The organism is Kribbella sp. NPDC051587 (assembly GCF_044453945.1).
Classification (GTDB): Bacteria; Actinomycetota; Actinomycetes; order Propionibacteriales; family Kribbellaceae; genus Kribbella.
Genome location: NZ_JBITDE010000019.1, coordinates 35,648 through 60,172 on the forward strand (window position 1 = coordinate 35,648; position 24,525 = coordinate 60,172).

At 67.4% G+C, this 24,525-nt stretch carries 28 protein-coding genes, 1 tRNA gene and 1 riboswitch; of the genes, 15 read left to right on the forward strand and 14 right to left on the reverse strand.

The features are described from left to right. The first annotated feature begins 3 nt into the window (after window positions 1-3). The 3 genes from ACIA49_RS39385 to ACIA49_RS39395 all read left to right on the forward strand — a co-directional run bounded on the left by ACIA49_RS39385 (window position 4) and on the right by ACIA49_RS39395 (window position 1,492). The gene (locus ACIA49_RS39385) at window positions 4-342 is read left to right on the forward strand and encodes a YybH family protein (RefSeq protein WP_396383434.1); all 339 of its coding nucleotides are present in this window, start codon (window positions 4-6) and stop codon (window positions 340-342) included. Window positions 343-371: 29 nt separating this feature from the next. After that, window positions 372-1,157, forward strand: a complete 786-nt coding sequence (locus ACIA49_RS39390) for an arylamine N-acetyltransferase (RefSeq protein ID WP_396383436.1) — start codon at window positions 372-374, stop codon at window positions 1,155-1,157. A gap of 95 nt (window positions 1,158-1,252) precedes the next feature. Further along, window positions 1,253-1,492, forward strand: a complete 240-nt coding sequence (locus ACIA49_RS39395) for a hypothetical protein (RefSeq protein ID WP_396383437.1) — start codon at window positions 1,253-1,255, stop codon at window positions 1,490-1,492. A 400-nt stretch (window positions 1,493-1,892) separates the two neighbouring features. Here ACIA49_RS39395 and ACIA49_RS39400 read toward each other — a convergent pair whose 3' ends face one another. From ACIA49_RS39400 to ACIA49_RS39415, 4 genes are all read right to left on the reverse strand, one after another. Further along, a complete protein-coding gene (locus ACIA49_RS39400; RefSeq protein ID WP_396383438.1) occupies window positions 1,893-2,555 on the reverse strand; it encodes an anti-sigma factor family protein in 663 nt (220 codons plus the stop codon). Then, window positions 2,552-3,061 carry a sigma-70 family RNA polymerase sigma factor gene (locus ACIA49_RS39405; protein WP_396383440.1) on the reverse strand — a complete coding sequence of 170 codons (510 nt, stop codon included), beginning with the start codon at window positions 3,059-3,061 and terminating at the stop codon, window positions 2,552-2,554. The genes ACIA49_RS39400 and ACIA49_RS39405 overlap by 4 nt, the downstream gene beginning before the upstream one ends. 33 nt (window positions 3,062-3,094) lie before the next feature. Then, window positions 3,095-3,511 carry a DoxX family protein gene (locus tag ACIA49_RS39410; RefSeq protein WP_396383441.1) on the reverse strand — a complete coding sequence of 139 codons (417 nt, stop codon included), beginning with the start codon at window positions 3,509-3,511 and terminating at the stop codon, window positions 3,095-3,097. 119 nt (window positions 3,512-3,630) lie between these two features. After that, on the reverse strand, window positions 3,631-4,041 hold the full coding sequence (locus ACIA49_RS39415) for a MarR family winged helix-turn-helix transcriptional regulator (protein ID WP_396383443.1): 411 nt from the start codon (window positions 4,039-4,041) through the stop codon (window positions 3,631-3,633). 51 nt (window positions 4,042-4,092) lie between these two features. Here ACIA49_RS39415 and ACIA49_RS39420 point away from each other — a divergent pair, with 51 nt between their 5' ends. After that, window positions 4,093-4,686: a TIGR03086 family metal-binding protein gene (locus ACIA49_RS39420; protein ID WP_396383444.1), complete on the forward strand. Its 594-nt coding sequence runs from the start codon at window positions 4,093-4,095 to the stop codon at window positions 4,684-4,686. Between the two features lie 418 nt (window positions 4,687-5,104). Here ACIA49_RS39420 and ACIA49_RS39425 read toward each other — a convergent pair whose 3' ends face one another. The 3 genes from ACIA49_RS39425 to ACIA49_RS39435 all read right to left on the reverse strand — a co-directional run bounded on the left by ACIA49_RS39425 (window position 5,105) and on the right by ACIA49_RS39435 (window position 7,227). Further along, window positions 5,105-5,650 carry a hypothetical protein gene (locus ACIA49_RS39425; RefSeq protein WP_396383445.1) on the reverse strand — a complete coding sequence of 182 codons (546 nt, stop codon included), beginning with the start codon at window positions 5,648-5,650 and terminating at the stop codon, window positions 5,105-5,107. Continuing rightward, window positions 5,651-6,238: a hypothetical protein gene (locus ACIA49_RS39430; RefSeq protein WP_396383447.1), complete on the reverse strand. Its 588-nt coding sequence runs from the start codon at window positions 6,236-6,238 to the stop codon at window positions 5,651-5,653. 128 nt (window positions 6,239-6,366) lie between these two features. Then, window positions 6,367-7,227 (reverse strand): proline dehydrogenase family protein, encoded by an 861-nt coding sequence (locus tag ACIA49_RS39435; protein WP_396383449.1) that lies wholly within the window; start codon window positions 7,225-7,227, stop codon window positions 6,367-6,369. Between the two features lie 95 nt (window positions 7,228-7,322). On the opposite strand from ACIA49_RS39435, the gene ACIA49_RS39440 reads away from it, so the two are divergent. Next, the gene (locus ACIA49_RS39440) at window positions 7,323-7,727 is read left to right on the forward strand and encodes a PPOX class F420-dependent oxidoreductase (RefSeq protein WP_396383450.1); all 405 of its coding nucleotides are present in this window, start codon (window positions 7,323-7,325) and stop codon (window positions 7,725-7,727) included. Here the strand turns inward: ACIA49_RS39440 and ACIA49_RS39445 are convergent. Both ACIA49_RS39445 and ACIA49_RS39450 read right to left on the reverse strand, forming a co-directional pair. Beyond that, entirely contained in the window at window positions 7,696-9,204 is a 1,509-nt protein-coding gene (locus ACIA49_RS39445) for a sensor histidine kinase (protein WP_396383451.1), read from the reverse strand. The two genes, ACIA49_RS39440 and ACIA49_RS39445, sit on opposite strands and share 32 nt — an antisense overlap. Continuing rightward, window positions 9,197-9,874, reverse strand: a complete 678-nt coding sequence (locus ACIA49_RS39450) for a response regulator transcription factor (protein WP_396383452.1) — start codon at window positions 9,872-9,874, stop codon at window positions 9,197-9,199. Before ACIA49_RS39450 ends, ACIA49_RS39445 begins: the two co-directional genes overlap by 8 nt. 92 nt (window positions 9,875-9,966) lie before the next feature. On the opposite strand from ACIA49_RS39450, the gene ACIA49_RS39455 reads away from it, so the two are divergent. The 3 genes from ACIA49_RS39455 to ACIA49_RS39465 all read left to right on the forward strand — a co-directional run bounded on the left by ACIA49_RS39455 (window position 9,967) and on the right by ACIA49_RS39465 (window position 13,459). Beyond that, window positions 9,967-11,349, forward strand: a complete 1,383-nt coding sequence (locus ACIA49_RS39455) for a DUF2079 domain-containing protein (protein ID WP_396383454.1) — start codon at window positions 9,967-9,969, stop codon at window positions 11,347-11,349. A gap of 85 nt (window positions 11,350-11,434) precedes the next feature. Further along, entirely contained in the window at window positions 11,435-12,895 is a 1,461-nt protein-coding gene (locus ACIA49_RS39460) for a glycoside hydrolase (RefSeq protein ID WP_396383456.1), read from the forward strand. A 165-nt stretch (window positions 12,896-13,060) separates the two neighbouring features. After that, window positions 13,061-13,459: a hypothetical protein gene (locus ACIA49_RS39465; RefSeq protein WP_396383457.1), complete on the forward strand. Its 399-nt coding sequence runs from the start codon at window positions 13,061-13,063 to the stop codon at window positions 13,457-13,459. Window positions 13,460-14,416: 957 nt separating this feature from the next. On the opposite strand, the gene ACIA49_RS39470 is transcribed toward ACIA49_RS39465, so the two are convergent. Further along, window positions 14,417-14,492, reverse strand: a tRNA-Lys gene (locus ACIA49_RS39470). A 240-nt stretch (window positions 14,493-14,732) separates the two neighbouring features. Between ACIA49_RS39470 and ACIA49_RS39475 the strand changes: the two genes are divergently transcribed. From ACIA49_RS39475 to ACIA49_RS39495, 5 genes are all read left to right on the forward strand, one after another. Further along, window positions 14,733-15,311, forward strand: a complete 579-nt coding sequence (locus ACIA49_RS39475; protein ID WP_396383458.1) for a hypothetical protein — start codon at window positions 14,733-14,735, stop codon at window positions 15,309-15,311. A gap of 121 nt (window positions 15,312-15,432) precedes the next feature. After that, window positions 15,433-16,047 carry a G5 domain-containing protein gene (locus ACIA49_RS39480; protein WP_396383460.1) on the forward strand — a complete coding sequence of 205 codons (615 nt, stop codon included), beginning with the start codon at window positions 15,433-15,435 and terminating at the stop codon, window positions 16,045-16,047. A gap of 17 nt (window positions 16,048-16,064) precedes the next feature. Beyond that, window positions 16,065-17,000 (forward strand): DUF5937 family protein, encoded by a 936-nt coding sequence (locus ACIA49_RS39485; protein WP_396383462.1) that lies wholly within the window; start codon window positions 16,065-16,067, stop codon window positions 16,998-17,000. A gap of 5 nt (window positions 17,001-17,005) precedes the next feature. After that, a riboswitch (TPP riboswitch) is annotated at window positions 17,006-17,121 on the forward strand. After that, window positions 17,111-17,341 carry a sulfur carrier protein ThiS gene (thiS, locus tag ACIA49_RS39490; protein WP_391542402.1) on the forward strand — a complete coding sequence of 77 codons (231 nt, stop codon included), beginning with the start codon at window positions 17,111-17,113 and terminating at the stop codon, window positions 17,339-17,341. (Overlaps the previous riboswitch by 11 nt.) Window position 17,342: 1 nt before the next feature. Beyond that, the gene (locus ACIA49_RS39495; protein ID WP_396383464.1) at window positions 17,343-18,119 is read left to right on the forward strand and encodes a thiazole synthase; all 777 of its coding nucleotides are present in this window, start codon (window positions 17,343-17,345) and stop codon (window positions 18,117-18,119) included. Window position 18,120: 1 nt separating this feature from the next. Here ACIA49_RS39495 and ACIA49_RS39500 read toward each other — a convergent pair whose 3' ends face one another. Continuing rightward, entirely contained in the window at window positions 18,121-20,427 is a 2,307-nt protein-coding gene (locus ACIA49_RS39500; protein ID WP_396383465.1) for a Calx-beta domain-containing protein, read from the reverse strand. A gap of 57 nt (window positions 20,428-20,484) precedes the next feature. On the opposite strand from ACIA49_RS39500, the gene ACIA49_RS39505 reads away from it, so the two are divergent. Further along, window positions 20,485-20,874 carry a RidA family protein gene (locus ACIA49_RS39505; protein WP_396383466.1) on the forward strand — a complete coding sequence of 130 codons (390 nt, stop codon included), beginning with the start codon at window positions 20,485-20,487 and terminating at the stop codon, window positions 20,872-20,874. Here the strand turns inward: ACIA49_RS39505 and ACIA49_RS39510 are convergent. Together ACIA49_RS39510 and ACIA49_RS39515 are read right to left on the reverse strand one after the other, a co-directional pair. After that, window positions 20,867-21,739, reverse strand: a complete 873-nt coding sequence (locus tag ACIA49_RS39510; protein ID WP_396383467.1) for a serine hydrolase — start codon at window positions 21,737-21,739, stop codon at window positions 20,867-20,869. The two genes, ACIA49_RS39505 and ACIA49_RS39510, sit on opposite strands and share 8 nt — an antisense overlap. Further along, window positions 21,736-22,596, reverse strand: coding sequence for a LysR family transcriptional regulator (locus tag ACIA49_RS39515; RefSeq protein WP_396383469.1), 861 nt, complete (start codon window positions 22,594-22,596; stop codon window positions 21,736-21,738). The genes ACIA49_RS39510 and ACIA49_RS39515 overlap by 4 nt, the downstream gene beginning before the upstream one ends. Window positions 22,597-22,729: 133 nt before the next feature. Between ACIA49_RS39515 and ACIA49_RS39520 the strand changes: the two genes are divergently transcribed. Continuing rightward, the gene (locus ACIA49_RS39520) at window positions 22,730-23,659 is read left to right on the forward strand and encodes an MBL fold metallo-hydrolase (protein WP_396383532.1); all 930 of its coding nucleotides are present in this window, start codon (window positions 22,730-22,732) and stop codon (window positions 23,657-23,659) included. A gap of 87 nt (window positions 23,660-23,746) precedes the next feature. On the opposite strand, the gene ACIA49_RS39525 is transcribed toward ACIA49_RS39520, so the two are convergent. Further along, window positions 23,747-24,502 (reverse strand): GNAT family N-acetyltransferase, encoded by a 756-nt coding sequence (locus ACIA49_RS39525; protein WP_396383470.1) that lies wholly within the window; start codon window positions 24,500-24,502, stop codon window positions 23,747-23,749. Between the last annotated feature and the right edge of the window lie 23 nt (window positions 24,503-24,525).

A 24,525-nucleotide genomic window follows, 5' to 3' on the forward strand; every position in this document is an offset into this window, starting at 1 on the left:
GTCATGAGCGAACTCACCGCAATCCTCGACCAGTGGGCGGCCGGGATCGCCGCCCACGACCCGAAGACGGTCGCCGCCCTCTTCACCGAGGACGCGATCTTCCAGGGCCTGCACCCGTACGGCGTCGGCCGCGACGCGATCGCCGAGTACTACGACTCGCAACCCCTCGGGCTGACCGCGAAGTACGCCGTACTGGAGACCCGTGAGCTGGCAGACGGCCTCACCCTCGCCTACCTGACGGTCGACTTCGCCTTCACCGACCGCCCGACGCTCACGGTCAACCTCAGCGTCCTGCTGAACCACGGCCTGATCGCGCACTACCAGGTCTCGCGCTTGACTTAAAGGCGACTTGAGGTGTTGAGGTGGGCGGCATGTGGAACATCGAGGCTCTCGACCTGGCCGCCTACCTCGAGCGAATCGGGCACCCGCGCGTCGCTCCATCCGCCGACAGTCTGTCGAGCCTGCATCGCGCGCATGTGCTGGCGATCCCGTTCGAGAACATCGATGTCATCCTCGGCACGCATTCGGGTATCGCTCTCGAAGCCATCCAGAACAAGCTGGTACGACGGCAGCGCGGCGGCTACTGCTATGAGCACGCACTGCTCTTCGCTGCAGCCCTTGAACAACTCGGCTTCACGGTGGATCGACGAGTGGCCAGAGTCCAACCCCACAAGGCCGGACCGCGCACGCATGCACTCCTCAAGGTCGGAGTCGACGGCCAGGAATTCCTGGCCGACGTGGGATTCGGCGCCGGCCAGCTGTACCCCACGCCACTCAAGGACGGCGTGATCGTCGACCAAGGCGGCTGGGATCACCAGCTGACACTCGAGAATGACGTGTGGACGTTGGCGAAACGGACCGCGGAAGGCTGGATTCCGCAGCACGCGTCCAATGACGAACCGGTCCGCCCGATCGATTACGAGGTCTACCACCACTACGTTTCCACCCATCCCAACTCGCCGTTCACCGGTCGCCCGGTGGTGATGCGCGTCGCGGACGGCGTCGTACGGCGACTGGTCGGTGAAGAGCTCACGATCGAGTACGCCGATGGCCGGTCGACGACACGCGCCGTACCGGCTGATGACCTGCCGGAAGTCCTTGCTGCATTGGATGTTGTGCTCAGCGATGAAGAGATCGATCGTTTGAAACTTGTCTAAGAAGCCTTGTTCGGGGCGGTGGGGTGGGTCCAGTATCCAAGCGGGAAGACACGCTCGGACCTGCCATCGCGGCGAAAAGCGCTTATCCTACGGCCATGAACGAGTTCGAGCACGGCGCCGATCTGGTGTCCCGACTCCCGCTGCCCGGCCATGTGGTCGTGCTCGCCGACGGCCAGTGGCGCCGCGGCTGGCTGATCGGCCGCGAGCACGAGGAGACGGGATGGACCGGTCTGGTGCAGTACGAGGACGGCGAGGGTATGGAGCGGACGGAACGCCTGCCGGCGGACCGGATCGCCCTGGCCGAGCCGGAGGGACCGATCGAGCGGGCTTCGTAGCAAGCCGCAGGAAATGAGCCGCAGGACGTGAGAAGGCCCCCGGGATGCGAGTCAACCGGGGGCCTTCTGCTGTAACGCCGGGCCGGGGCGCCTAGGCGGCGGACGAGAACCCCGTCCCAGGCCCTTCGGGCGGTTGACCTGGGACGGGATCCTCAGTGGCGTTACACACGGTGTATCGCTGGTGACGGCGCGAGTGTTACAGGAATCAGGAAAAATTCTTCCGGGTGTTTCCGGAGTTCCGTACTGGACCGGTCCGGACAGGGGGCGGCCCCGGTGCACTCATCCCTGAACACCGGGGCCTGAATCGTCGGCCTCGCGCGCGACCGGCGGCTCGTGGTCATCAGGTGCCCCGGCAGTAGCGCCTCATGCACGCAACGCCAACCCAATCCGGCAGATACGCTCAAAAGTGCACGGCGAGCAGGATCCGGCCGGTCTCCGAGCTGCGAATGTCGAGCGCACGGATCTCCGCGCGCTGCAACTTCGTCGTCGCGGCCGGCTTCACCGTCGTACCGGGGGCGGCCGTCCAGGTGGCCAGCAACTGAGCCTTGCCGGAGGCATCAGTCAGGTACAACTCGTAGCCTCGGGCCCGTTCACTCGGGGTCGCGAGCTCGTCGTACCGGCAGCTGATCTCGATCGTCGTCCCCCAGCGCTCCGGCACCAGCCGGGCGTCCGCGGACAGCTTGCTCGCCACGGTCTGCGCGAGCACGACGTAGTCGCCCTGCGGCTTGTCCTGAACCAGCGGTACCGCGATCACCGCGCCGATCCCGATCGACACCGCCGCCACCGCGGCAACCATCCCGCCGACGCGGAAGCGCCGACGCCGTCGATCCTCCTGCACTTTGCGCGCCAGGCCGGGCAGCAGGTTCGGCGTGGTCGTGGCGACCGTCACCAGCGCCTGATCACTCGGCAACGCGGCCAGCGCAGCCGGTACGGCGGTCAGCCCCGCCACCGCCTCCGAGCACTCGGCACACGTCGCCAGGTGTTTCTCGTACTCCCGCCGGTCTGTGGCCGGCAGCGCACCCACCAGATACGCCGCGTCCCACTCCCGGTACTTGTCACTCACTGACTCGTCACCCCCTTCTCCTGCAGTGCGAGCTTGAGGGCCCGCAGCCCGTAGTGCAGCCGCGACTTCACGGTGCCCGACGGGATGTCCAACTCCTCGGCGATGTCGGTGACCGTCCGGCGCCCGTAGTAGGCCCGGACGATCACCTGCCGATGCTCTTCCGACAACAAGGCCAGCGACTCGGCCACCAGCCAGGCATCCAGTACGGCGTTCGCATGGTCGGTACTGGGATGCTCCGGCAGGTCGCCGCTGGCCACCTCACGGTTGACCCGGGCACTGCGCCGGTCGTCGATGACGAGATTGCGCGCCACCGTGAACAGCCAGGCCCGGGCCCCCGCTTCGTCCTCGGTCAGGATCTGCGGCCGCCGCCATGCCCGGAGCAGGGTTTCCTGGACGACGTCCTCGGCCAGTCGGTCGTCGCCGGTCAGCCGCACCACGAACCGCCACAGCGCGGGAGCATGCACATCGTGCAGCTCGCGCAGCATCGCGGCCCGGTCGTCGGCCATCGGGGCTCCTGCTCTGTCGGGCACGGGTTCACATCACTCGGTGGCTACGGCCGCGGTCTGCCGCTGCTGAGCCGGCGCGCTCCGCTCCAGCGCCCAGGCGCCGTTACCGAGAAACGCGATCAGCAGGAAGGCGAAGCAGAACAGCGCCGCTTTCTCGCCACCATTCTGCACGGGCAGCAAAGCATCCACCTGGTGCACGGTGAAGTAGGCGAACGCCATCGAGCCGGACGAGAGCAACGCGGCGTACCGGGTGCCGAGCCCGATCGCGACCAGCGCACCACCGACGAGCTGGATCGCCGACGCCCACCACGACGGCCAGACGAACGCCTCGACCTGCTTGGTGCCGAGGATGCCGAACAGTGCCGCGGCACCGTGACACGCGAACAGAAATCCGACCACGATCCGGAAGATTCCGATGACCTGTGACTGATAACGCTCCAGGACCTGCATGAGCCTCACTCCTCAAGGGGCGGTTTGGGGACTTGTCCATGCGAACGGATCCCCGGCTCATTTGGTTCAACTCACAGCGACCTGTACGTCACAGGCCGAATCGGTTGCACTGAAGCGGTCTACTGTTGTAGAGCTCTCAATGACCTGACAAAGGTCTCCCGATCGGCGGCCGGCAGCGTGCCGAGCAACTCCTCCTCGTAGGCGCGAATGCTTTTCCGGACCGCACGCCGCACCCGGCGCCCCTTGGCCGTGATCGACAGCAGCCGGACCCGGCGATCATCGGGATCGGGCGTCCGCTCGATCAGCTCGGCCGACTGCAACTCGTCGAGCGTGCCGATGATCCGGGATTTGTCCGCACCGATCGCCTCGGCCAGCGCCGCCTGCGTGCGCACCGGCGTCTCGTCCAGCGCGGTCAGCACCGAGTAACCCCACATCGAGAGGTCATGCGCGGCGAGGATCGGCGTCTCGGCAGCGATCAGCACCCGCACCAACGGGTACAGCATCGCGGCAAGATCCGGGCGCTCGTCCATGCCCGGAAACTACCACTGGCGCAATCATATGCAGGCGCTTATCATCAACACATGCCTACCATTGATTTCGTCGCCCTCGACCGCCGCGCCGTGACCGCGAGCATCGAACTCGCCGCCGGCGTCACCGACGCCGACCTGAGCAAACCGACCCCCTGCCGGGCCTGGACCATCTACGGCCTGCTCGCCCACATGGCCACGCAACACTACGGTTTCGCCGCAGCCTCCCGCGGCGACGGCAACCCCGAGCTCTGGAAGCTCCGCGACCTCGGCGACGACCCCGTCCAGGCCTACCTAGACTCCGCCGAACACGTCCTCGAAGCCTTCGCCGAAGAAGGCGTGACCGAGCGCATCTTCCCGCTCCCCGAGTTCGGCCCCGACGTCAAGGTCCCCGGCCACCAAGCCATCAGCTTCCACTTCATCGACTACGTCGTCCACAGCTGGGACCTCGCCAAGTCCCTCGGCACCACCGTCGACTTCACCCAAGACGTCCTCGATGCAGCCTGGTCAGTAGCCCAACTCGTCCCCACCGGCGACGCCCGCCGCACCCCCGGCGCCGCCTTCGCCCCAGACATCGAGTGGCCCGGCCCCAACCACCTCGACCGCATCGTCGCCCTCCTAGGCCGCTCCCCCTCCTGGCCGTCCTAACCACCACCACCTATGCCGTCGTACGTCGTCCGCGCCGTCGCCTCGCCCAACACCTCGCGGCCACCTTGTGCACCCACCAACCGTTTCCCCAGCGACAGGAATGGTCGACCCGTGCACAACGCCGACAATCCTCCCCAAACCGGTTCGGGGAGAGTTTGCTGCTACGGAAGGGTCGACCGGGGAGGATCCACCCACCGAATCGGTCCGACATCCTCCCCAAAGCGATTTGGGAAAACCTCGCGCGAGCTCTGTGGAAGCTGAGTGCTGCTCCATGGCCGCGCGACTCCACAGATGTCCGCGCGGGGCGGACCGCCGCCACTCACTAACTCCACCTCACTCAGGCGCCTCACGCTCAGCGTCTCCCCTTCAAGCGGCTCACCCACGAGTTGATGAGTGCTGGCGGTCCGCCTAGGGCGACCTACTCGGGCGGAGTGGTCTCGTGGGTGATGGGACTGGAGGCGCCGCGACGGAAGGGGCGGGGGTAGTAGGTCGCGGGCTTGTCGGTGGGGAGTAGGGGAAGGTCGAACGAGGTGGTGTTGGGGTCCAGGTAGGCGGCTACTTGGACTGGTTGCGCCTCGGTCCGGCGTTCCAGGAGGTAACCGTCTTCGTCGACGCTGGTGTCGTGCCAGGTGAGTTGGATGTCTTCCTTGTGGGGCTGGGCTTTCGCGGGCTCACCCGCCGGGGCGGTGAGGGGTGTGACCCGGTAGTAGAAGGTTGTCCCCGGCATCAAGTCGGGATGCTCGAAGGTGTGCTGCGACGGCGGCAGGAAGTCGAGGATGATGTAGGGCCCGGCCTCTTCCGTCGCGTACTCGACCATCAGGTACGCCGCGTCGGCCGGCGCGCCTGACCAGTTCAGGGTGACGTCGTCGGCGACCAGGTTCGCGGACAGCTCGAACCCCTTCTGGTGCTGGCCGCAGCCGGTCAGCACCAGAAGAGCAGCCAGACCGAGGCCGAGACGACGCATCTACTTCCGCCAGAACTGCACACCGCTCCAGGTCGCCTGAATCGGACCGGAACCGCTGTCGGTCCGGTAGGTGCCGAACTTGTCGTAGAAGCTGCCACCCGGGCTCGACATCGTGTGCTTGAGCGAGCCGTTGATGTAGGTCCGGTGCTGGCTGCCGACCACGTGCACGGTGTTCACGCGAACCGTCGTACCGACCGTCGCACCAGTGGCGATCGTGTCGCCGCCGACCCGGTAGAGCCGGCCGCCACGCTCGACCGCGAGCATGAAGTACGGACCGGCCGCGCTCTCGTTGAACGTCTGCTTCAGGCTGATCCGGGTCCCCGTCATCGACGTGATCCGGAACGACCCCTCGAACTGCCGGGTCCCGCTCGAGTACGTGGCGTACCGGCGCTCGGCCCGCTGATCACCACTGCCGGTGGAACAGGTGAGCTGGAAGTTCAGCCCACTGATCTGCCCACACCCGCGCTCCTGCTCGGTGAACGACGGCGAGTACGACGTCCATCCACCGGGCTCGACCTGGGCCTGAGCAGCCAGCGGACTCACCAGCGTCAGCAGGGCCGCGGCACACACAACGCGCAGAATTCTCATCGCTATACCTCATCGGAAAGTCGGGGCGGTAACTGTCCGCGTACGCGAGCTCACCGTAGGGCAAACGCTTACCCATCAGCTAGTGGCTGGCATGGGATTTTTCGGAACCGAGTTCCACAGAGCTCTTGCTACGCCCCGCGGGACTCAGCGACGCGACGAAGCCAGTAGCGGAACCAGGACGGGCCGTAGGGGATGTAGACGCGGGCGGGGATCTGGCGCTCGCGCAGGTCGGCGAGTACGCCGGGCCGGATCCCGAGCAACTGCTCGATCGGAACCTTGCCCAAGGCAAGCAAAACGGCCTCCCGGAGACGCCCGTCGTGCGTCGCGAGTGACCAGTCGGCACCACGCTCGGCGAGCTGATGGGCCAGTCGCAGATACGCGACGTCCGTCGGCTCGCCGTACGGGTGCGCTCCGGACGGCTCGACGTACGCGCCCTTCACCAACCTGATCTGTACGCCGGCCTCGGCCAGCGCGTCGATGTCATCGGGCGACCGCTCCAGGTTGGCCTGCACCGTCGCGCCGAGGCGATCGGCCAACCCACGACCTGCAACCTCCAGCACACACTCACGAATCCGGTCGGTCCGCGCGGTGTCCTCGGCGCCGATCTGCAGCCTGCGCCCGCTCGGCAGCGCCGCGGCAATCCGCTCTACGCGATCGGCCGCACCGGCTGGATCGACATCCACGGCCAGGTGCGAGAGATCCAGTGACAGCCACGCCGTCGTCAGCTCGGCCAGCTCCAGATACTCATCGACCACCCGATCCGCATCCGCGGGATCCTCCGACAGCTCACCGAACAGATCAATGCTGACGCCGTGGCCGAGCGCTGACTGCCCTTCGGCTACTTCTAAGGCCTCATCGCGCGTCCGCCCCGCGACGTACCGGGACGCCGCCCGCCAGGCCTGCTCCTCGCCACCCGGCAGCCCCTTCACCACCTGCTCGAGTCGCTCATTCGTCGCCAGCTTGAACAGCACCGCTCGATCCCAACGCATGCTCCCGAGTCTCCCAGCACCCGCCGACAGTCGCCCTGTCGTCCGCCCATCGAGCCCTTCCGGGCAGTCGCCTCTTCGGCGCTTAGCCTCGACCCATGCCTGCCGAACTCTCCGAAGCCGCTCGTGCCCTGCTCGACGACACCAACGTCGGCGTCCTCACCACCCTCGACGCCACCGGCGCACCCCGGAACACGGTCGTCTGGGTCGGCCGCGACGGCGACGCCGTACAGATCTCCTCCGACGCCGCCTACCTCAAGACCCGCAACCTCGTCGCCGACCCGCGCACCAGCCTGCTCGTCATCGACCGCGCCGACCCGATGCGTTACGTCGAACTCCGCGGCCGCGCCACCATCACCCCGGACAAGGACCGCCGACTGGTACGAGAACTGGCTAGCAAGTACGCGGGCCCCGACGCCGACGCCGAGTTCGGCGTCTTCCCGCCCGAGGTCGAGCGAGTCGTCATCCGCATCACGCCGGAGCGGATCCAGGACCACACCTGAACGTGAATCGCGCTCCGCCACCGGGAGCCTCGGACACTGTGAGGGTCCCGTTATGGCGGAGTGCGATCTCCCGAGCGATCGCCAGGCCGAGGCCGGCGCCACCGGCATCGCGGCTGCGGGCTTCGTCCAGCCGGGTGAACCGCTCGAAGACGCGCTCCCTGTCGGCTGCTGGGATTCCATCGCCGTCGTCGTCGATGTGCAGTACGACGCTTGCGTCCTGGTGATCGATACTGACGGCAACGATGGTGTGGGTGTGCCGGATCGCATTGTCGACGAGGTTGCGGACCAGCCGATCCAGCTGGGCGGGATCGCCGGTCATCATGACGGATTCAGGGGCGTCGAAGGTGAGGGCCGGCCCCTCGTCCACGCGCGCCGCGAGGTGGCGTCGTACGAGCTCGGCTAGGTCTACGGGTTGGGCGGTCGTGCTGGGCTCGGCGTCGAGTCTCGCGACGAGGAGTAGGTCGTCGGCCAACTTTTGCAGACGCTTGGTCTCTGCGATGGCGGTGGTGCTCACCTGCGGCCAGTCGGCTCGGTCGGGGTGCTCGTTGGCGACTTCGAGGATGGCGCGGAGGCTGGCGATCGGACTGCGGAGCTCGTGCGCCGCGTCGGCGACGAAGCCACGCTGCTGGTCGGCCGCGGTTCCCAGACGGCCCAGCGTCTCATTCAGGGTCGTCGCCAGCCGGGCTATCACGTCGCCGGTCGGCGGCACAGGGACGCGTTCGTGCAGGTTGTGCTGACTGATCGCGGCGGCTTGAGCTCGCATCCGTTCGACCGGTCGCAGTGCAGTGCGCGTCCCGACGTAGGCGCCGAGCATGATCAGGAGGACCGCCAGCGGCAGCGCCGGTTTCAGCACCGCGTCCACCTCAGCGACCGCCTCCTCGGCCTCGAACGGCAGCACGAAGATCGCCACCGCTACGGAACGCCGGTCGGCGGCGGCGCTGGCCGGAGTGGGGACTCTCCTGTACTTGTAGTCGTTCAGCGACCGAACCCTGCGATAGATCTCGACGCGTTGGCCGGCCATTCTCTCGACGAGCGCGCACTCCTCAGCGTTCACCTGGGCCTCGCATGTCTCCCGCTCCAGCCGCTGAGCCTCGGCGTCGAGTGTGCCCAAAGTCGCGTAGTGGCGACCGAGCCACTCCGACTCCTCCGCGGGTGCGGGCACTGGCTGCAGCGGGCGTTCGCGTTGGAAGAGCCTCACCAGGCCGCCGGACTCCACTACCCGGCCGGCGTTGTCGATGATCTCGTACTGCTCATCGGTACTCGGATACTGGACCCCCACGGGGGTTCCCGCCTTGGTGTTCGTCGCCTCCATGTTGCCCACGATCATGTTGAGCGCCTGGCGGGCGCGCTTCTGCATGACCTCGTACCGCGAGGCGTAGACCTCGTGGCGGATCCAGTACGCGAACCCGCCGGCCAGCAGCGTGCCGATCACACCGGCGACGATCGTCACCCGGGCGGCGGTCGAGAGCTTAAACATGAGTGCTCCCGGTGAGGCGATAACCCATACCGCGGACAGTCTCGAGCGTCTTGCGGCCGAACGGCTGGTCGATCTTGCGGCGGAGCGCGCTGATGTGGACCTCGACCACGTTCACGTCGCCGTCGTAGTGGGTGTCCCAGACCTGCTCGAGGATCTCGCGTTTCGTGACGACCACGTCGCGGCGCCGGATCAGACACTCCAGGATCGCGAACTCGCGGGCGGTCAGCTCGATCGGGGAGTCGCCGCGCCGGCAGCTCCGGGCGGCCGGGTCGATCACCAGGTCGCCGACCTCGAGCTCGGCGCGGACCGAACCGCTGCGCCGCAACAACGCGCGGATCCGCGCGACCAGAACGACGTACGAGAAGGGTTTGGTCAGGTAGTCGTCGGCGCCGGTGTCCAGGCCCTCGGCCTGGTCGTACTCGCCGTCCTTGGCGGTCAGCATCATGATCGGAGTGGTGATTCCGGTCCGGCGGAGGCTCGCGCAGACGCGGAATCCGTTCAGGCCGGGCAGCATCACATCGAGGATGATCGCGGCGTACTCGTTCTCCTCGGCGGCCCACAGCGCGTCCGGGCCGGTGTGCACGACGTCCACGGTGAAGCCGTGGGACTCCAGTCCCCACTTCACCGCCGCCGCGAGTCGTTGCTCGTCTTCCACCACCAGTAACCGCACGAGACCAGGTTCGCACGTTTTCCAGCTCAGCCTGAAGAACTCTTCAGCTTGCTTCAGGTTGCCTTGGGCAACACGTTTCCATACTCCGGGGCATGATGCTGCTCCTCGCCGATCGCTTCGCCCGGGTCTCCGCACCTCTTGCGCCACAACGGGCGCGGCCGTGGCCGGCTGCCGTACTGGCCGGTGGTTTTGCGGCCTTCTACACCTGGTTCGTGCTGATGCAGCACTGGTCGTACCGGACCGGGGCCTTCGATCTCGGCATCTTCGACCAGGCGTTGCGCAGCTACGCGCACGGCCACCTGCCGGTGTCCACGATCCGTGATCCGCAGCTGATCCTGCTCGGCGACCACTTCCACCCGATTCTCGCCGTCCTGGCTCCGGTCTACCGGCTCTTCCCGATGGCCGAGACGCTGCTGGTCGCGCAGGCGCTGTTCTTCGCCGCCTCGATCTACCCGATCACCCGCCTCGCCTGTACGACGCTCGGCCCGCGGATCGGCGTGGTGATCGGAGTCTGCTACGGCTTCTCCTGGGGGCTGCTGCACGCGATCACGTTCGACTTCCACGAGATCGCGTTCGCCGTACCGCTGCTCGCGTTCGCGCTGGTCGAGTTTCTGCAGGGCCGTGCCGGGCGGGCGGTCGCGATCGCGGCGCCGTTGGTGCTGGTCAAGGAGGACCTTGGGCTGACGCTCGCCGTACTGGGGTTTCTGATCGCGTTGCGTCCGGCGACCCGGCGGCTCGGGGTGTGGACGGCGGTCGGCGGGACCGCGGCGTCGCTTCTGAGTGTGCTGGTGATCGTCCCGGCATTCAGTGCCTATGACAACTATCGCTACTTCGGCAAGGGTGGTCTCCAGGGCGCGGAGCCCGCTTTGAACGGCGCGATGTTTTCCTTGGACAAGCTCTGGCTGGTCGCACTTCTCTTGCTACCAACGCTTTTCGTGGCACTCCGATCGCCGCTCGTACTGCTTCTGCTACCGACGCTGGCGTGGCGGCTGGGTAGCACGAACGTGCTCTACTGGATTCCGTCGTTCCACTATGACGCCGTCCTGATGCCGATCGTGTTCTGCGCCATGATCCACGGGCTCACGTTACTTCGGCCGCATCTGGTGGGTCGTCGACGTCGGCTCCTCCTGCCACTCTTCGCTGCTGGCCTGTCGGTCGTCTGCTTTTCCTTCTTCCTGCAGTCCGCGATTCCGAAAGGCCCCGGCAAGCCTGCAGAGTTCGCGGCCGCCGCGGACCGGCTGGTCAACCGCATCCCCGCCAACGCCACCGTCAGCACCACCGGCACGATCGCTCCGCATCTGACCTCGAAGGCCGACGTCTACCAGTTGAAGGACAACCAACCGACCGAGTGGACACTCGCGCCGTACGACGATCCTGAGCTCAGGTACCGCCTGGCCGATCTGGTCATCCGTGACGACGACCTGGTACTCATGCACCACCCCGCGCCGACCCTGCCTCCGCTGCGCGGGCGCTGACGGCCGTTGTGCGGGTGGGCAACTCCGTTCGGTGCGGTTATCGTCGCTGGTAGCTACCTACCGGACCGCCCCCTGGAGGAACGCCATGCGCCGTCGTACCGTGCTGGGCTCGATCGTCGCCGCGCCGCTGAGCGCCGCCGTACTGGGACAGACCTCGACCGCTTCGGCCGCTGTCGCGACGATCGACCCGCGCGTCGACTGGGGTGCGTGGGAGGGGTGGGGGACGTCGCTGTGCTGGTGGGGGAAGGCGCACGGGAACCGCGACGACCTGGCCGATGTCTTCTTCACGCGGAACAACGTCAACTACCAGGGCACGACGCTACCCGGACTCGGGCTGACGATCGCGCGCTACAACGCGGGCGCGTGTTCGACGCAGCCGATCAACGGGGAGTCGATGGTTCGCTCGCCGAACATCGGCGACCCGCGGCAGATGGACGGGTACTGGCTCGACTGGTTCAGCTCGGATCCGTCGTCGACAAGCTGGAACTGGTACGTCGACAGCGCGCAGCGCACCATGATGTGGAAGGCGCGCGACCGGGGCGTGAACCGGATCGAGCTCTTCTCGAACTCGCCGATGTGGTGGATGTGCCAGAACCACAACCCCTCCGGCTCAGCGAGCGGCGGTGACAACCTGCAGACCTGGAACCACCAGCAGCACGCCGTGTACCTCGCCACCATCGCCCGCTACGCGCACGACCACTGGGGCGTCGACTTCGCCTCGGTCGAACCCTTCAACGAACCCGACGGCAACTGGTGGAAGGCCGACGGCACCCAAGAGGGCTGCCACTTCGAACCGGCCACCCAGCGCCCGGTCATCAACGCCCTGCGCGCCGAACTGAACGCCCGCGACCTCGGCTGGATGCCGATCGCCGCCTCCGACTGCAACACCTACGACGCCGCCCTCGCGACCTGGAACAGCTTCGACAGCACCACCCGCAACAACGTCGCCCGCATCAACGTCCACGGCTACCAAGGCGGCGGCGGCCGCCGCGACCTCCTGTACGCCGCCGCCAAGTCCGCCGGCCGCAAGATCTGGAACTCCGAGTACGGCGAGGGCGACGCCTCCGGACTCTCCCTGGCCAGCAACCTCAACCTCGACTTCCGCTGGCTGCACCCAACCGCCTGGGTCTACTGGCAAGTCGTCGACGGCGGCGGCTGGGGCCTCATCCAAGACAACGGCAACAACACCACCGGCGCCCCCAACCCCAAGTACTACGTCCTAGCCCAGTACACCCGCCACATCCGCCCCGGCATGCGCATCCTCGACGCCGGCAACCCCAACACCATCGCCGCCTACGACCCCACCACCCGCAAACTAACCATCGTCGCCATCAACTACGGCGCCGCCGCCTACCTGGACTTCGACCTGTCGAAGTTCACCAAACCCTCCACCGACGCCGCCCCCATCCCCCGCTGGTCCACCGCACCCAACGCCACCGACCGCTACACCCCCCACCAGGACACCACCATGCACGGCACCCGCTTCTGGTCCTGGTTCGAACCCAACACCATCCAAACCTTCGAAGTCCCCGACGTCACGCTGTAACCCCAGCAGGCATCTGCCGTCGGACTGTTGGTTGCCGCGCGCAACGAGACGGCGCGGACGAAATTTGCACTTTGCTGCAAGCACTTTCACCGTTCAGACGGTGCTACCTGGCGTAATGTCCACGATGGGTCCCGGACCGGCCGGAGCCGCTGAGTGGAGGAACACATGAGCCTTGTCCGACACGTGTATCGCGGTGTGGCAACAGTCGGCGTCACCGCAGCGATCGCCGTGGCAATGACCGCGCCGGCGTCTGCCGGCCGCGCCGGAGCCTGCAACAAGGATCAGTCGCTGTGCAACACCATGTACGGCAAGAACCACCACGTCGACTCCGTGCTCGGAGTGCGTTACGACGGTCTCGCCAAAGAAGGGTTCTTTCAGATCTTCGGTCCGCGCGGATTCAAGCGGACCGGTGACACGGTGAAGGACGAAACCGAGCACCGCTTCGAGGTCAACAAGGACTTCGCCGACGGCGAGCTGATCTGCCTGCAATTCTGGGCGAAGAACAAGAACGGCAGCTTCACCCAGTTGGGCGGCAACGTCTGCGGGACAATGCCCATCAAGTAGGCAGATCGCGAACTGGTGTGGTGATGCTGCGGCCGTTGTGTCCGGTGTCATTCATCAAGCTAAGGTCGCGTGCCCACCTGCCAGAGCTCTGCCTGGCAGCGCGACACAGAGACATCGGCGTAGCGCCCTCGCCTCGCCCGATCCGCACCGCCTGCGAATCGGGCGAGGCAACGCCAAGCTCCACATCGGTACGGCGAGCGACTCGCGCCGCACAAGTGAAATTCCCAGCCGCGGTCGAGGACATATCCGGTGGCGTCGAGTTGCCAGCAGACGTTCGGGGCTGGATGGCCGAACCCGCAGCCGTCTTGGCGGAAGATCCGGCCCAGGAACGCAATCGACGGTACCGGCCCCAGGTCCACGGCGTGCCCCCCTGATCAGGCCGAAGCCGAGCCCGGACTACTCGAGTGCAGCCCGGACCCGATCGCTGTTGCCTGACCTCGTCGGCCAGCGTCGACGGGCTCGATTTCGCCCGCCGCGACATCGGTTCCAGACCCGCAGACTCGTCCGTGAGCCTGCGCTGCCGAATCTTGCGTGAGAGTGCCGTGCTCGGCCCAAAGGTCGTCACCGCCCACGAGGCGCATCACCCGGCCACCGCCTGATCGCGAGACGGACAGGGTTCCGGTGCCACGAAGATCGCCTGATGCTCGGCCCCGAGCACATTGAGCCCGTACGTCGGCGACGAGCCACCGCGGGCTCGGTCGCGCTAGCGCGTGGAGCGGGCGGTAAGCCCGCAGGGGGAAGACGGAGATCAGCCGGGGGTGGGTGGGTGCGCGCGGAGCGGGCGCGTTGAGGAGCGGAGCGACGAAGTAGCAGCTGCGGAGCACGCCGGGTGTACGCCAAGCCGCCTGTCCGCCGCCGAGCCAGGTCTGGCGAGCCCCTCGGTGGGCAGGCGCGCCGGAGGCGCCAAGACTGAGCCGCCGCGGAGCGGCGTCCTTTACGTGCGGTCGACGTCCTTTTTGGTAGGCCCCGTGGGACTCGAACCCACAACCCGCGGATTAAAAGTCCGCTGCTCTGCCAATTGAGCTAGAGGCCCCGGTGGTGAGGGGTTGGGGACAAGTGTTGCAGGTTTGGGGGTGGGGTGGGGGCGGTGGGGTGGGTTGACGGGTGTTGGAAGGGGGTGGTGAGGCGTACTGTCGGGGTCAGACGAGTACTAGTTTGCGCCGGGGGGCTGGGGCTAGGGGGCGTTATGGGGGTTGTTGAGCGGGCCGAGGTGGTGGGGGCTCACGGGGAGGTCGTGGGGGCCTGGCGGGAGATTGTTGAGCAGTCTTCGTCGATGGGGCTGGCCGATCGGATCGTGATCGGGGTGACTTTGCGGGCTCGGGCGGAGGCGTTGGCCGGGTTCGAGGGGCTGGTTCGGGATGCGGGGGATCTGGCGCGGGATGCGCGGGGGTTCGCGGCGGCGGTGCGGGCGCAGAATCCGTTGACGGGGGTTGTGGCGGGGGTCGGGCTTGCGGCGGGGGTGTTGGGGTTCTTCGGGTTCTGGTCGGTTCAGGCGCTGCGGAAGGCGTTGGCGCCGGAGGCGGCCGAGGTGGGGATGGCGCAGACTACGGCGGCGCTGATCGGGGTGCTGACGGTCGCGTCGGTGGTGGTGATCGTGGCGGTGGTGCGGGCCGCGGTGGAGGCTGCGCGGGCGGCGGTAGAGTCGCTGGAGAGCGTGGGGGCGCGGTCGCATCCGTCGGCGGTGTTGTTGCGGGAGGTTCGGCCGTCTGAGGAGCGGTTGTTCGGGGTGTTTCGGCAGGAGGTGCCGGAGCCGCCGATCAGTGCGGGGCCGTTGATCGTGGTGGGGAGTGTGGGACTTGTCGCGGGGATTGTGTTCGCGGCGCTGGCCGGGGTTGGGGCTACGGCCGGGTAAGGAGCGTCGAGGTCTGGTCGTGGGCTCACTCTGAGTGATATGCAGGGTGCTCGCCCTGGGTGGTCCGGGCGCTGACAATCCTGCCGCGGGGGGAACCGACGGCGGGTTGGGGGGAACTGTGTTGCGCACTGCCTTTGTTGCTGTCGTTGTGCTCGTCGCCGGAGCTGGATGCGGTACGGCGGACTCCACCGAACCGGTCGCCGTCGCCGGCGGGGTGATCACGCAGACGGTGACCGTGCCGCCGAGCGAACCTCCAGCGGCATCACCGACACCAACGCCGGTGACCACACCAGCCAAGCCGAAAGTCGTCGTACCGGTGACGACCACGAAGTCGGTGACCGTCACCAGCGTGATCCCGTTCAAGAAGAAGACGGTCACGGACAGCGAGTTGCCGAAGGGCGAGCGCACGATCCGTACGACGGGAATCAACGGGACCCGGCAGTCGACGTACCGCATCACGTATGTCGACGGGAAGCAGACGGCGAAGAAGCTCGTCCGCCAAGAGGTCACCAAGGAGCCGCGGTCCCAGGTCACCGCCGTTGGAACCAAGGTTGAAGAAAAATCAGATAGCGGCGGTTGCGACCCGAACTACAGCGGCTGCGTACCGATCGCGAGCGACGTCGACTGCTCCGGCGGGAGCGGGAACGGACCCGAGTACGTCGATGGTCCGGTGACCGTCACTGGGTCCGACATCTATCGCCTGGACGCCGACCACGACGGCATCGGCTGTGAGTAGCGGGATGTAATGAGGGTGTGCTGACCTATGAACTGACGTCCAGGGACCTGGAGGAGGTCCGGTTCGCGCTGTCGCCTGCAGCGGAGACTGTGCTGAGTCTGCGGGCGCTGCGGGACCCCGGTCGGTTTCCGTTGCAGCTGCCGTGGGTGCGCGCGGTCCAACCGCTCCTGACCGACCTGGACTGGACGGTCCTGAGCTGCCTGGTCAACGACACGATGGGCAGCCCGGATTTCCTGACGCCCAGGCCGACCTCCCCGCTCACCCAGTTCGCTGATGAACTCCAGCTCATAGGCAAAGTCGATCAGGACACGTTCGAGAGGCAGCTCGCAGCAGTGAACGGCGAGCTGCCCCCAGGGCTGACACCAGCGAAGGTGACCCGAGCGCTCGACGACTACTGGCAGACGGTGATGGCGCCGTACTGGAACCGGATGCGAACCATCCTGTCCGCCGACATCACCTACCGCGGTCACGTCCTCACCCAGCAAGGCACGGGCGCGATGCTCAACGAGCTCGGCCCCGCAATCTCTTACAGCCAAGGGCTTCTGAAGGTCGACAAGGTGAGCCTCAACAGCCGCTCGGAGAAGGTCGCCGGCCGCGGCCTGGTCCTGCAGCCGACCCTGTTCGGCCCACACGCCGTCATCCCGTACGACCCCGGCGCCGAACCGTTCCTCGGCTACCCACCGCGCGGCCAGGCCAACCTCTGGACGGTCGTCGACCCGCCCACCCCACAAGACCTCGCTCAACTCATCGGTACGGCGCGCGCCCGCATCCTGCAGCTCCTCACCCACCCGCGCACCACCACCGATGTCGCCGCCGAGCTCCAAGTCACCCCGTCAGCGGTCAGTCAGCACCTCCAGCTGCTCCGCCGTACCGGCCTGGTCGAACCGCAGCGAGCCGGCAAGCAAGTGCTCTACAGGCCGACAGAGTTGGCCACTTTGCTGACAGGGAACTAAAGTCGAACGCAGACCGCGGGAGCTCGCACCGGAGTGGGCTGAGAGGGCGACAGAGAGGGCGTCGCCGACCGCTGAACCTGAATCGGGTAATTCCGACGGAGGGAGGACGCATGACCCAGTACGACGAGTTGCCGGCTGAGCACGCTGTGTGGGTGAACGGTACGGCGACCACCAGCGGACCGGGGATGTCGGTCGCGGAGCTGGTCCGGGAGATGTCGGATCGGCAGACCGGGATCGCGGTCGCGGTGAACCAGAGTGTGCTGACCCGCGACGAGTGGGCCGCCACGATCCTGACGGCGGGTGACCGGGTCGAGATCGTCGGCGCGGTCCAGGGAGGCTGAGATGGACGACCCCTTCGAGCTGGGCGGCCGCACGTATTCCTCGCGACTCATCATGGGAACCGGCGGTTCGGCCAACCTGGAAGTGATGGAAGAGGCATTGATTGCCTCTGGCACCCAGTTGACCACGGTCGCGATGCGCCGGCTGGGGACCGGGCACGAGGGTTCGGTGCTCGATGTGCTGAAGCGGCACGGCATCGAGATCCTGCCGAACACGGCCGGCTGTCACACCGCGGCGGAGGCCGTGCTGACCGCGCGGCTGGCGCGTGAGGCGCTCGGGACCGACCTGATCAAGGTCGAGGTCGTTGCCGACGACCACCTGTTGCTGCCCGATCCGTTCGAGCTGCTGGACGCCGTGGAGACCCTGGTCGCCGACGGCTTCACCGTGCTCCCCTACACCAACGACGACCCGATCCTGGCTCGCCGTCTCGAGCAGGCCGGTTGTGCGGCCGTGATGCCGTTGGCCGCGCCGATCGGCTCCGCCCTCGGCATCCGCAACCCGCACAACATCGCGCTGATCGCCGAGGCGGCGAACGTCCCGGTCATCGTCGACGCCGGCATCGGTACGGCGAGCGACGCCGCGCTGGCGATGGAGCTCGGCTGTGCCGCGGTCATGTTGGCAACCCCGGTCACCCGCGCCGAGAAGCCGGCCCTGATGGCAGCCGCCATGCGCGACGCCGTCACCGCCGGCCGCAACGCCCGGCTGGCCGGTCGGGTCCCCCGCCGCTGGCACTCCGCGCTGGCCTCATCGCCGACCACCGGATTGCCCACGTCAGGCTGAGCTAGTCGTTGTCGCGGATGGTGCCGGTCACCCGATACGGGACCTTCAGTACGGCGCCGTCCGCGGCCGCGATGACCACGGTGAACGTCTCGGCCTTCTCGCGGAGTTTGTCGTCCTTGATCGGTACGACGAACTGTCCGGTGGTGCGGCCTTCGTCGAGCTGCGGGTAGAGCCCACCGTCCGGGGTGAGGAAGTCGGTGCCGAGTTTCGCCGTACCGCTGCGGAGTTCGGCCGTCAGAGTGACGACCCGGTCCGACGGCGCGGACAGCTTCATCGGGAACACCACACCGCCTCGGCCTTCGGTACCGACGCCCGGCCCGATCGTCAGCACGGGGGTCGGATCGTCGTCGCGCACGATTCCGTTGGCCAGTGAGCGGCCGATCATCGCGTTCGTCGACTTCGACAGCACCAGGATGAACTCGTCGTCGTCCCCGTCCCGCTTGTTCGGCGAGACCGGCACCCTGACTGTCGCCGTACGGCGGCCCGCCGGGATCGTCACCAGCCCGCGGAACGGTCGTGTCACGGCCGTTGTGTCACCCGAACTCTCCGCCCAGAACGTCACCGGCCGCGGGCTGATCCGCGACAGCTGCACGCGGAAGTCGGCCGACCGCGGCCCCGCGTCGCCCTCGGCCATGTCGACGTCCGCGACGGACAACACGGGCAGCATCCGCGGCCGCCAGTGGCTCAGCGCAGGCTTCGAGAACGACAGATCAGCCAGGTACGCCGTTCCGCGCGTGACCTGATCCGTTCGGAACTCCACTGATCGCACGTCACCCAGATCGATCCGCAGCCCGGCCAACGGGATCCGGACGGTCTGCAGCAGCACCTTCGGCAGCAGGTCGGCCACCTGACCTGGCAGCGGGCGTAAGGAGACCGGAACACTGGCCGCGTGCCCACGCCCATCCGTCAACCGGACCGACAACTCCGTGGCACGTTCAGTTGCCGCCCGCAACGACAAGGTCGAGTACCGGCGCACGTCGTGATGTCCAAGATCGAAGCGAAGTCGCCCGCTCGTTCCGGTCCAGGTCAGCTCCGTGACCTGCAGGTTCGGCGTCGACTCGGCCGGTGGCATGGCGGTCCAATGCGGCAGCCGCCCATAACCGTTGCGTACACAGTCCTGTGAGCAGATCCGGGCACGAGCAGCACCAGCCAGTACGCCGTTCAGCGTGTCGAGGTGTGCGACGTCGTACCGGTCTGGCGACTGAGCGACCACCGAGGTGACGGCGCGGCCGGCCGAGCGGGCGCGAGTGTTTGAACCATCCAGCAACGGCAGGAGTGCGGTCTCACCACCGAGTTCGAGCCGGAAGAACCCAGCCAGATAAGCCCTTCCGGCCGCTTCCTGCTCGACCGCGGTGAGCCGGGACTTCGCCTTCTTGCCACAGGTCGCGTCGTCAGCGGTCCAGTCGTCCTTGGACTGCGCGACCGAACGACCCGGCGTCCACTCGGTGTTGAAGAAGTTGTGGTTGGCCCCCATCATCAGCACCACGGAGCGCGCCGCCGGATCACCCGACATCGAGTACCGCGAGTCGTCGTAGTACTTCTGTCCGATCAGATCGCTGACGTCGCCGTCGCAGTACGGCAGGATCACGTTCAACGCGACGCCCGGCAGGTTCGGTCGCAGGAAGCCGCCGGGTGCGAGCAGCAGCACGGCCCGAATACCGAACGGTTCCCCCAGGTCGGCGTTGAGTTGGACGGCTCGCGCGACGCCCTCGCCCCCGCGCGAGTGGCCCATCAGACCGACGCGCTGCAGGTCGACCTTGCCGACGTACTTGCGGCCGAACGGGCCGTCACCATGCGTGGACCAGCGCTGCCAGAGCTTGAGGTGTGCGATCACCAACTGCGCGCGAGCGAGTGATCCCGTCAGCTGGGTGTCGAAGTCGGCGAGGTTGATCGCGTTCGCGCTGATCGACACCACCTGGTAGCCGTGACTGGCGAGCGCCTTGGCCGGCGCGTCGTACCCGCGGTAGCTCGGGAGCGGCTTGGTCCCCTTCGGGCACGGCCACTCCAGCACATCCCCCGGGTCGACGTTCTTCGCGTAGCAGGTCTCGTGGATCCCGTGCAGGAACAGCACCAGCGGCCGCCGCCCGGTCGCACCGACCGGTGTGTAGACCCGGCCGACCAGTTCGCTCTTGATCTTGAACGCCGAGATGTCGACGACCCGATCGCCCAGGTTGTACTCGCTGATCTCGACCTGGTACTTCCCCGCCGCGCCCGGATCGACCGGAAGGAATGTCGTGGCGGATGCCGTTGCTACCAAAGAGGATGCCATCAGCATCACCAACGCGATGACCAGCCTGGGGATCTTCACGTCCGTGAGCCTAGGCTGCGAGAGGGCAACCGAAGATCACCGTTTGATGGAGGATCGATGAGCAAGTTGGAGTATCCCCAGCCGGAGGGTGTTGCGCCGGGCAATGGCTACAGCCATGTGGTGACCGGGGCCGGGCAGTGGGTGGCGATCGCTGGTCAGGTCGCGCTCGATGCGGACGGCAACCTTGTCGGTGAAGGCGATCTGGAGGCACAGACGCGGCAGGTGTTCGCCAACCTGGACGCCGCGCTGAAGGCCGCGGGCGCGACGTGGGCGAACGTTGTGAAGCTCAATCTGTTCCTGACCGACATCACCGGGCTGCCGGCGATTCGCCAGGTCCGCGACCAGTACGTCGACACCGCCAACCCGCCCGCGAGCACCGCCGTACAGGTTGTTGGGCTGTTCCGTCCTGAAGCACTGGTCGAGATCGAGGCGTACGCCGTTATCTGAGCTCGTTGACCGCGTATTGGGCGGCGAGCCCGATCGCGGCGTCGGCGCGCGGCTGGCGAGAGTCGACGCGGGCGGTGAGGGTGAAGATCGCGACGGCATAGGCGTCGCCGGCCGGGAGGGTGACGACGCCGACCTCGTGCCGGAGGGCGCCGAAGGTACCGGTCTTGCCGGCGACCCGGATGCCGTCGTGCGGGAAGGCGGAGGCCAACCGGTGCTGGAAGATCTGCCGATGCATCGCGGCCTTCACGAAGTCGGTCTGGGCGGCGGAGAGCAGTTCGCCCGCCCAGAGCCGGCTGAGCAGCAACGTCATGTCGCGCGGCGTGCTCGCGGAGGCGTTGGCGGCCTCGTAGACGCCGTCCGGCGTGGTCCGGTTGTTGTCAGCCAGTACGGCGAGGGCCGCGTCCGGATCGTCCAGTCCGGTACGGCGTTGCAGGTCGCGGAGGTTGTCCGCGGTCCCCCGTCGTACCGAGGTTCGTTGCAGGCCGAAGGATTCCAGCAACTCGGCGAGCCGCTCGAGGCCGATGACCGTGAGCAGCGCATCAGCGGCGGCGTTGTCGGAGACGGTCATCATCATGACGGCGAGATCGCGGAGCGACATCGTGACGGGGTCGGCGAGCACCGACAGTCCGGTCGGGCCAGGTGTTCTCACTGAAGGCTCCAGGGTCACCTGCTGGCGAGGGTCGAGCTCACCCTCGTCGACGAGACGGCAGAAGCCGGCCAGCAACGGAAGCTTGTAGACGGACGCCATCGGTACGACGGCATCGGCGTCGAGGGAGACCGTCGAGTCGGGCGCATCGAGGGCGACCGCGTGCAACCAGCCGCGGACACCGGCGTCCTCGAAGACCGCGCGAATCCGGGCGTTCACGGCGTCACCAACGCCTCGGTCAGCCGCCCGGGATCGTCGAACGGCGTCCGCCCGTGCGACCACACCAAGCGCAACCGCACGGGCAGCGGATCACCAGCCAACCGCACGCGATCGACTCCCGGCGCGACAAGCGACGGATCCGCCGTCACCACGACTGCCTGCCCGGCGGCCGCCATCGCAAGCCCGGCCCGTTCATCCGTCACGACCACGGTTCCGCCGTCCGGGCGATGCAGTGCCAGCGTGTCCAGGAACAGATCCCGGGCCGCCGGCGCCTCCGCCCGTGGCCGCACCGCCACAGCCACCCCTCGCAACTGCTTCAGCTCGGCAGCATCAGTGACGAGGCCGGAGGGTACTAGCGCCCAGGTGGGTAGCAGTTGGACTGGCCCTGCCTCCAGGCCGTCGAGGACGGTGGGGTGGAGGACGACAGCTAGCGTCAGTCGGCCCGCCGAGACTTGACCGACCAGGGAGCTGGTGGGGGCGGTGACGACTGTTACTCGGCTGCCGGGGAGAGCGGCACTGCAGGCGGCCGCCAGGGCGGCGCCGGCGGCTGGGGGGACCTCAGGGGTGAGCCCGAGGCGGATCTCCGGTCCTTCCGGATCGCGCGCAACCGCCGCCTGGTGGAGTTCCTCGATCGAGGTGAGGGCGCGGCGCGCGAACGGGAGGAGCGCCGTACCGGCTGGGGTCAGCTCAACCCCACCCGGCCCACGCTCGAACAGCTTCGCGCCGACCAGCGCCTCCAGCCGGCGCAGGCCCTGCGACAGCGGTGGCTGGGTGATCCCAACCACTCGTGCCGCGTCACCGAAGTGCTGTTCCTCGGCGAGCGCGATGAAGATCTGCAGATGCCGCTCAGTTAGCATGACCCTGCTGACCTGCGGTGATATCCCCAGACACTTGCCTCATGCCTGAAAGCATATTCGACACACTCCCATCGTCTCGCCTTGACTGACCAGCGACGGAACGACGGATCGGTGTGAGGAGAACGCAGTGAAGATGACGCGACGAGGCATGCTGGCCGGCGCAGCCGCGGTGGGAGCGGCAGGGGTCATCGGCGGACCGGCCGCCGCGCAGATGGGCAGCAAGGAGACGACCAGCAAGTCGCAGGCCAACAGGACGCCGGTGGAGTTCACCTGGTTCGGCAACCACGCCTGGCAGATCCGCAGCGGCGAGCACACCGTGCTGACCGACCCGTGGCTGACCCGCTTCCACACCGGCACCTTCACGCCGGAAGGCGCCGACCCGCAGACCAAGCTGGTCATCGACAAGGCGGTCGTCGACAAGCACATCACCAAGGCCGACGCGATCCTGGTCCACCACGCGCACTACGACCACATGACCGACGTACCGTATGTCGCCGCGAAGACGCAGGCGACCGTCCTCGGCACCCAGACGCACGTCAACCTACTCAAGGCGATGCGCACCCAGGCCGACCTGCTGTCGCCGGTCCGCGGTGGTGAGTACCTGGTCTTCGACGGGTTCACTATCGAGGTCTACCCGTCCCTGCACTCCTGCAGCGGCAAGCGCCACACCTATGCGTTCCCCGGCTACCACCAGGACGCCGTACCAGCTCGTCCCCGCGTCATCGCGGACCTGGTCGAGGGCGGCACGCTCGCGTACGTGGTCACGATCGGCGGCCTGCGCATCCTCAGCCTCAGTACGGCGAACTTCGACCCGAACGCGCTGCGCGATCTCCAGGTCGACGTCGTGATGATCGCTCCCGGCGGCGAACCCGGCGTCACCGACCGCCTCTTCCAAACCATCAAGCCGCCCACCACCGCGCTCGCCACCCACTGGGACGACTTCGACAAGCCCCTCACCGAGCCCGGCGTCCCCTGGGCCGACCTGACCCCCCTCCGCACCTCAGCCGAAAAGACCGGCGCCAAGTTCCTCATCGTCGACCACCTGGAAAGACTCACACTCTGATTCGCGTACGGAGCAACGGGTAGAGGTCGCTGCCGCGGGTGCCGCGCACGCTCAGAAGGAGCAGGCACGCGGCGTTGGCCGCCACCACTACCCGTTCTTCGGTACACCGATCCGGTAGTGGTAGCGGGAGACGGTGGTGAAGCCGAAGCGGTGGTACAGGGCGAGGGCCGGTGTGTTGTCGGCGAGGACGGAGAGGAAGACCTTGTCGATGCCGCGAGTTGTTGCCGAGTGCAACAAATTGTGGATGACGGCTTGGGCGAGGCCTTGGCGACGGAAGGCCGGGTCGACGGCGATGCAGTAGAGGCCGGACCAGTCGTCGACGAGGGCGAGCCGGCCGATGGCGGCGATCCGGTCGTCGACCATGATGCGGGCGTACAACGCCGTTCCGCGGTCGAGGATCTGCCGGGCGACGGCCTGCTCGGCCGGTCCGCCGCGGCCGTCGTTCTGCCACCAGAACTGCATCCAGGCGTCGTCGGCGACCGGGGAAATATTCACCTCAACCGTCGGCATCGGGAGCGCGGCCAGGACGTCGGTCACCGCAGCACACTGGACGAGCGTTGGGTTCTTGATCTCGTACCCACGGGCCGCCAAGTGCGCATCAAGGTCGGTCGGCTGAGCCGCCGGGCTGATCTGGAAGGAGGGCGTGATGCCGTGCGCCTGGTACAGCGTTTCCACGTAGTCCAAGGCGTTGCCGAGATCGTACGGCGCTCCGGCCGGGAGCACCGAGTTCGCCCGCAGGGTGACGCCGGCCGCTCGTCGAACCAGCCAGCCGTCGTGTTCGGTGCTGTGCGCGGCAGGCCAGCCCCGGTTCATCAGGTGGTCGATTCCAGCTGCGGTGATCACCCCTCCGAGAGTAGAACTCCGAG

Coding starts and splice junctions, on each gene's coding strand:
- ACIA49_RS39425 (WP_396383445.1), bottom strand. CDS start 5,650: ATGCGTCGTCTCGGCCTCGGTCTGGCTGCTCTTCTGGTGCTGACCGGC.
- ACIA49_RS39475 (WP_396383458.1), top strand. CDS start 14,733: ATGGGGCTGGCCGATCGGATCGTGATCGGGGTGACTTTGCGGGCTCGG.
- ACIA49_RS39460 (WP_396383456.1), top strand. CDS start 11,435: ATGCGCCGTCGTACCGTGCTGGGCTCGATCGTCGCCGCGCCGCTGAGC.
- ACIA49_RS39495 (WP_396383464.1), top strand. CDS start 17,343: ATGGACGACCCCTTCGAGCTGGGCGGCCGCACGTATTCCTCGCGACTC.
- thiS (WP_391542402.1), top strand. CDS start 17,111: ATGACCCAGTACGACGAGTTGCCGGCTGAGCACGCTGTGTGGGTGAAC.
- ACIA49_RS39455 (WP_396383454.1), top strand. CDS start 9,967: ATGATGCTGCTCCTCGCCGATCGCTTCGCCCGGGTCTCCGCACCTCTT.
- ACIA49_RS39465 (WP_396383457.1), top strand. CDS start 13,061: ATGAGCCTTGTCCGACACGTGTATCGCGGTGTGGCAACAGTCGGCGTC.
- ACIA49_RS39520 (WP_396383532.1), top strand. CDS start 22,730: ATGACGCGACGAGGCATGCTGGCCGGCGCAGCCGCGGTGGGAGCGGCA.
- ACIA49_RS39390 (WP_396383436.1), top strand. CDS start 372: ATGTGGAACATCGAGGCTCTCGACCTGGCCGCCTACCTCGAGCGAATC.
- ACIA49_RS39410 (WP_396383441.1), bottom strand. CDS start 3,511: ATGCAGGTCCTGGAGCGTTATCAGTCACAGGTCATCGGAATCTTCCGG.
- ACIA49_RS39505 (WP_396383466.1), top strand. CDS start 20,485: ATGAGCAAGTTGGAGTATCCCCAGCCGGAGGGTGTTGCGCCGGGCAAT.
- ACIA49_RS39430 (WP_396383447.1), bottom strand. CDS start 6,238: ATGAGAATTCTGCGCGTTGTGTGTGCCGCGGCCCTGCTGACGCTGGTG.
- ACIA49_RS39420 (WP_396383444.1), top strand. CDS start 4,093: ATGCCTACCATTGATTTCGTCGCCCTCGACCGCCGCGCCGTGACCGCG.
- ACIA49_RS39395 (WP_396383437.1), top strand. CDS start 1,253: ATGAACGAGTTCGAGCACGGCGCCGATCTGGTGTCCCGACTCCCGCTG.
- ACIA49_RS39405 (WP_396383440.1), bottom strand. CDS start 3,061: ATGGCCGACGACCGGGCCGCGATGCTGCGCGAGCTGCACGATGTGCAT.
- ACIA49_RS39385 (WP_396383434.1), top strand. CDS start 4: ATGAGCGAACTCACCGCAATCCTCGACCAGTGGGCGGCCGGGATCGCC.
- ACIA49_RS39440 (WP_396383450.1), top strand. CDS start 7,323: ATGCCTGCCGAACTCTCCGAAGCCGCTCGTGCCCTGCTCGACGACACC.
- ACIA49_RS39445 (WP_396383451.1), bottom strand. CDS start 9,204: ATGTTTAAGCTCTCGACCGCCGCCCGGGTGACGATCGTCGCCGGTGTG.
- ACIA49_RS39435 (WP_396383449.1), bottom strand. CDS start 7,227: ATGCGTTGGGATCGAGCGGTGCTGTTCAAGCTGGCGACGAATGAGCGA.
- ACIA49_RS39415 (WP_396383443.1), bottom strand. CDS start 4,041: ATGGACGAGCGCCCGGATCTTGCCGCGATGCTGTACCCGTTGGTGCGG.
- ACIA49_RS39515 (WP_396383469.1), bottom strand. CDS start 22,596: ATGCTAACTGAGCGGCATCTGCAGATCTTCATCGCGCTCGCCGAGGAA.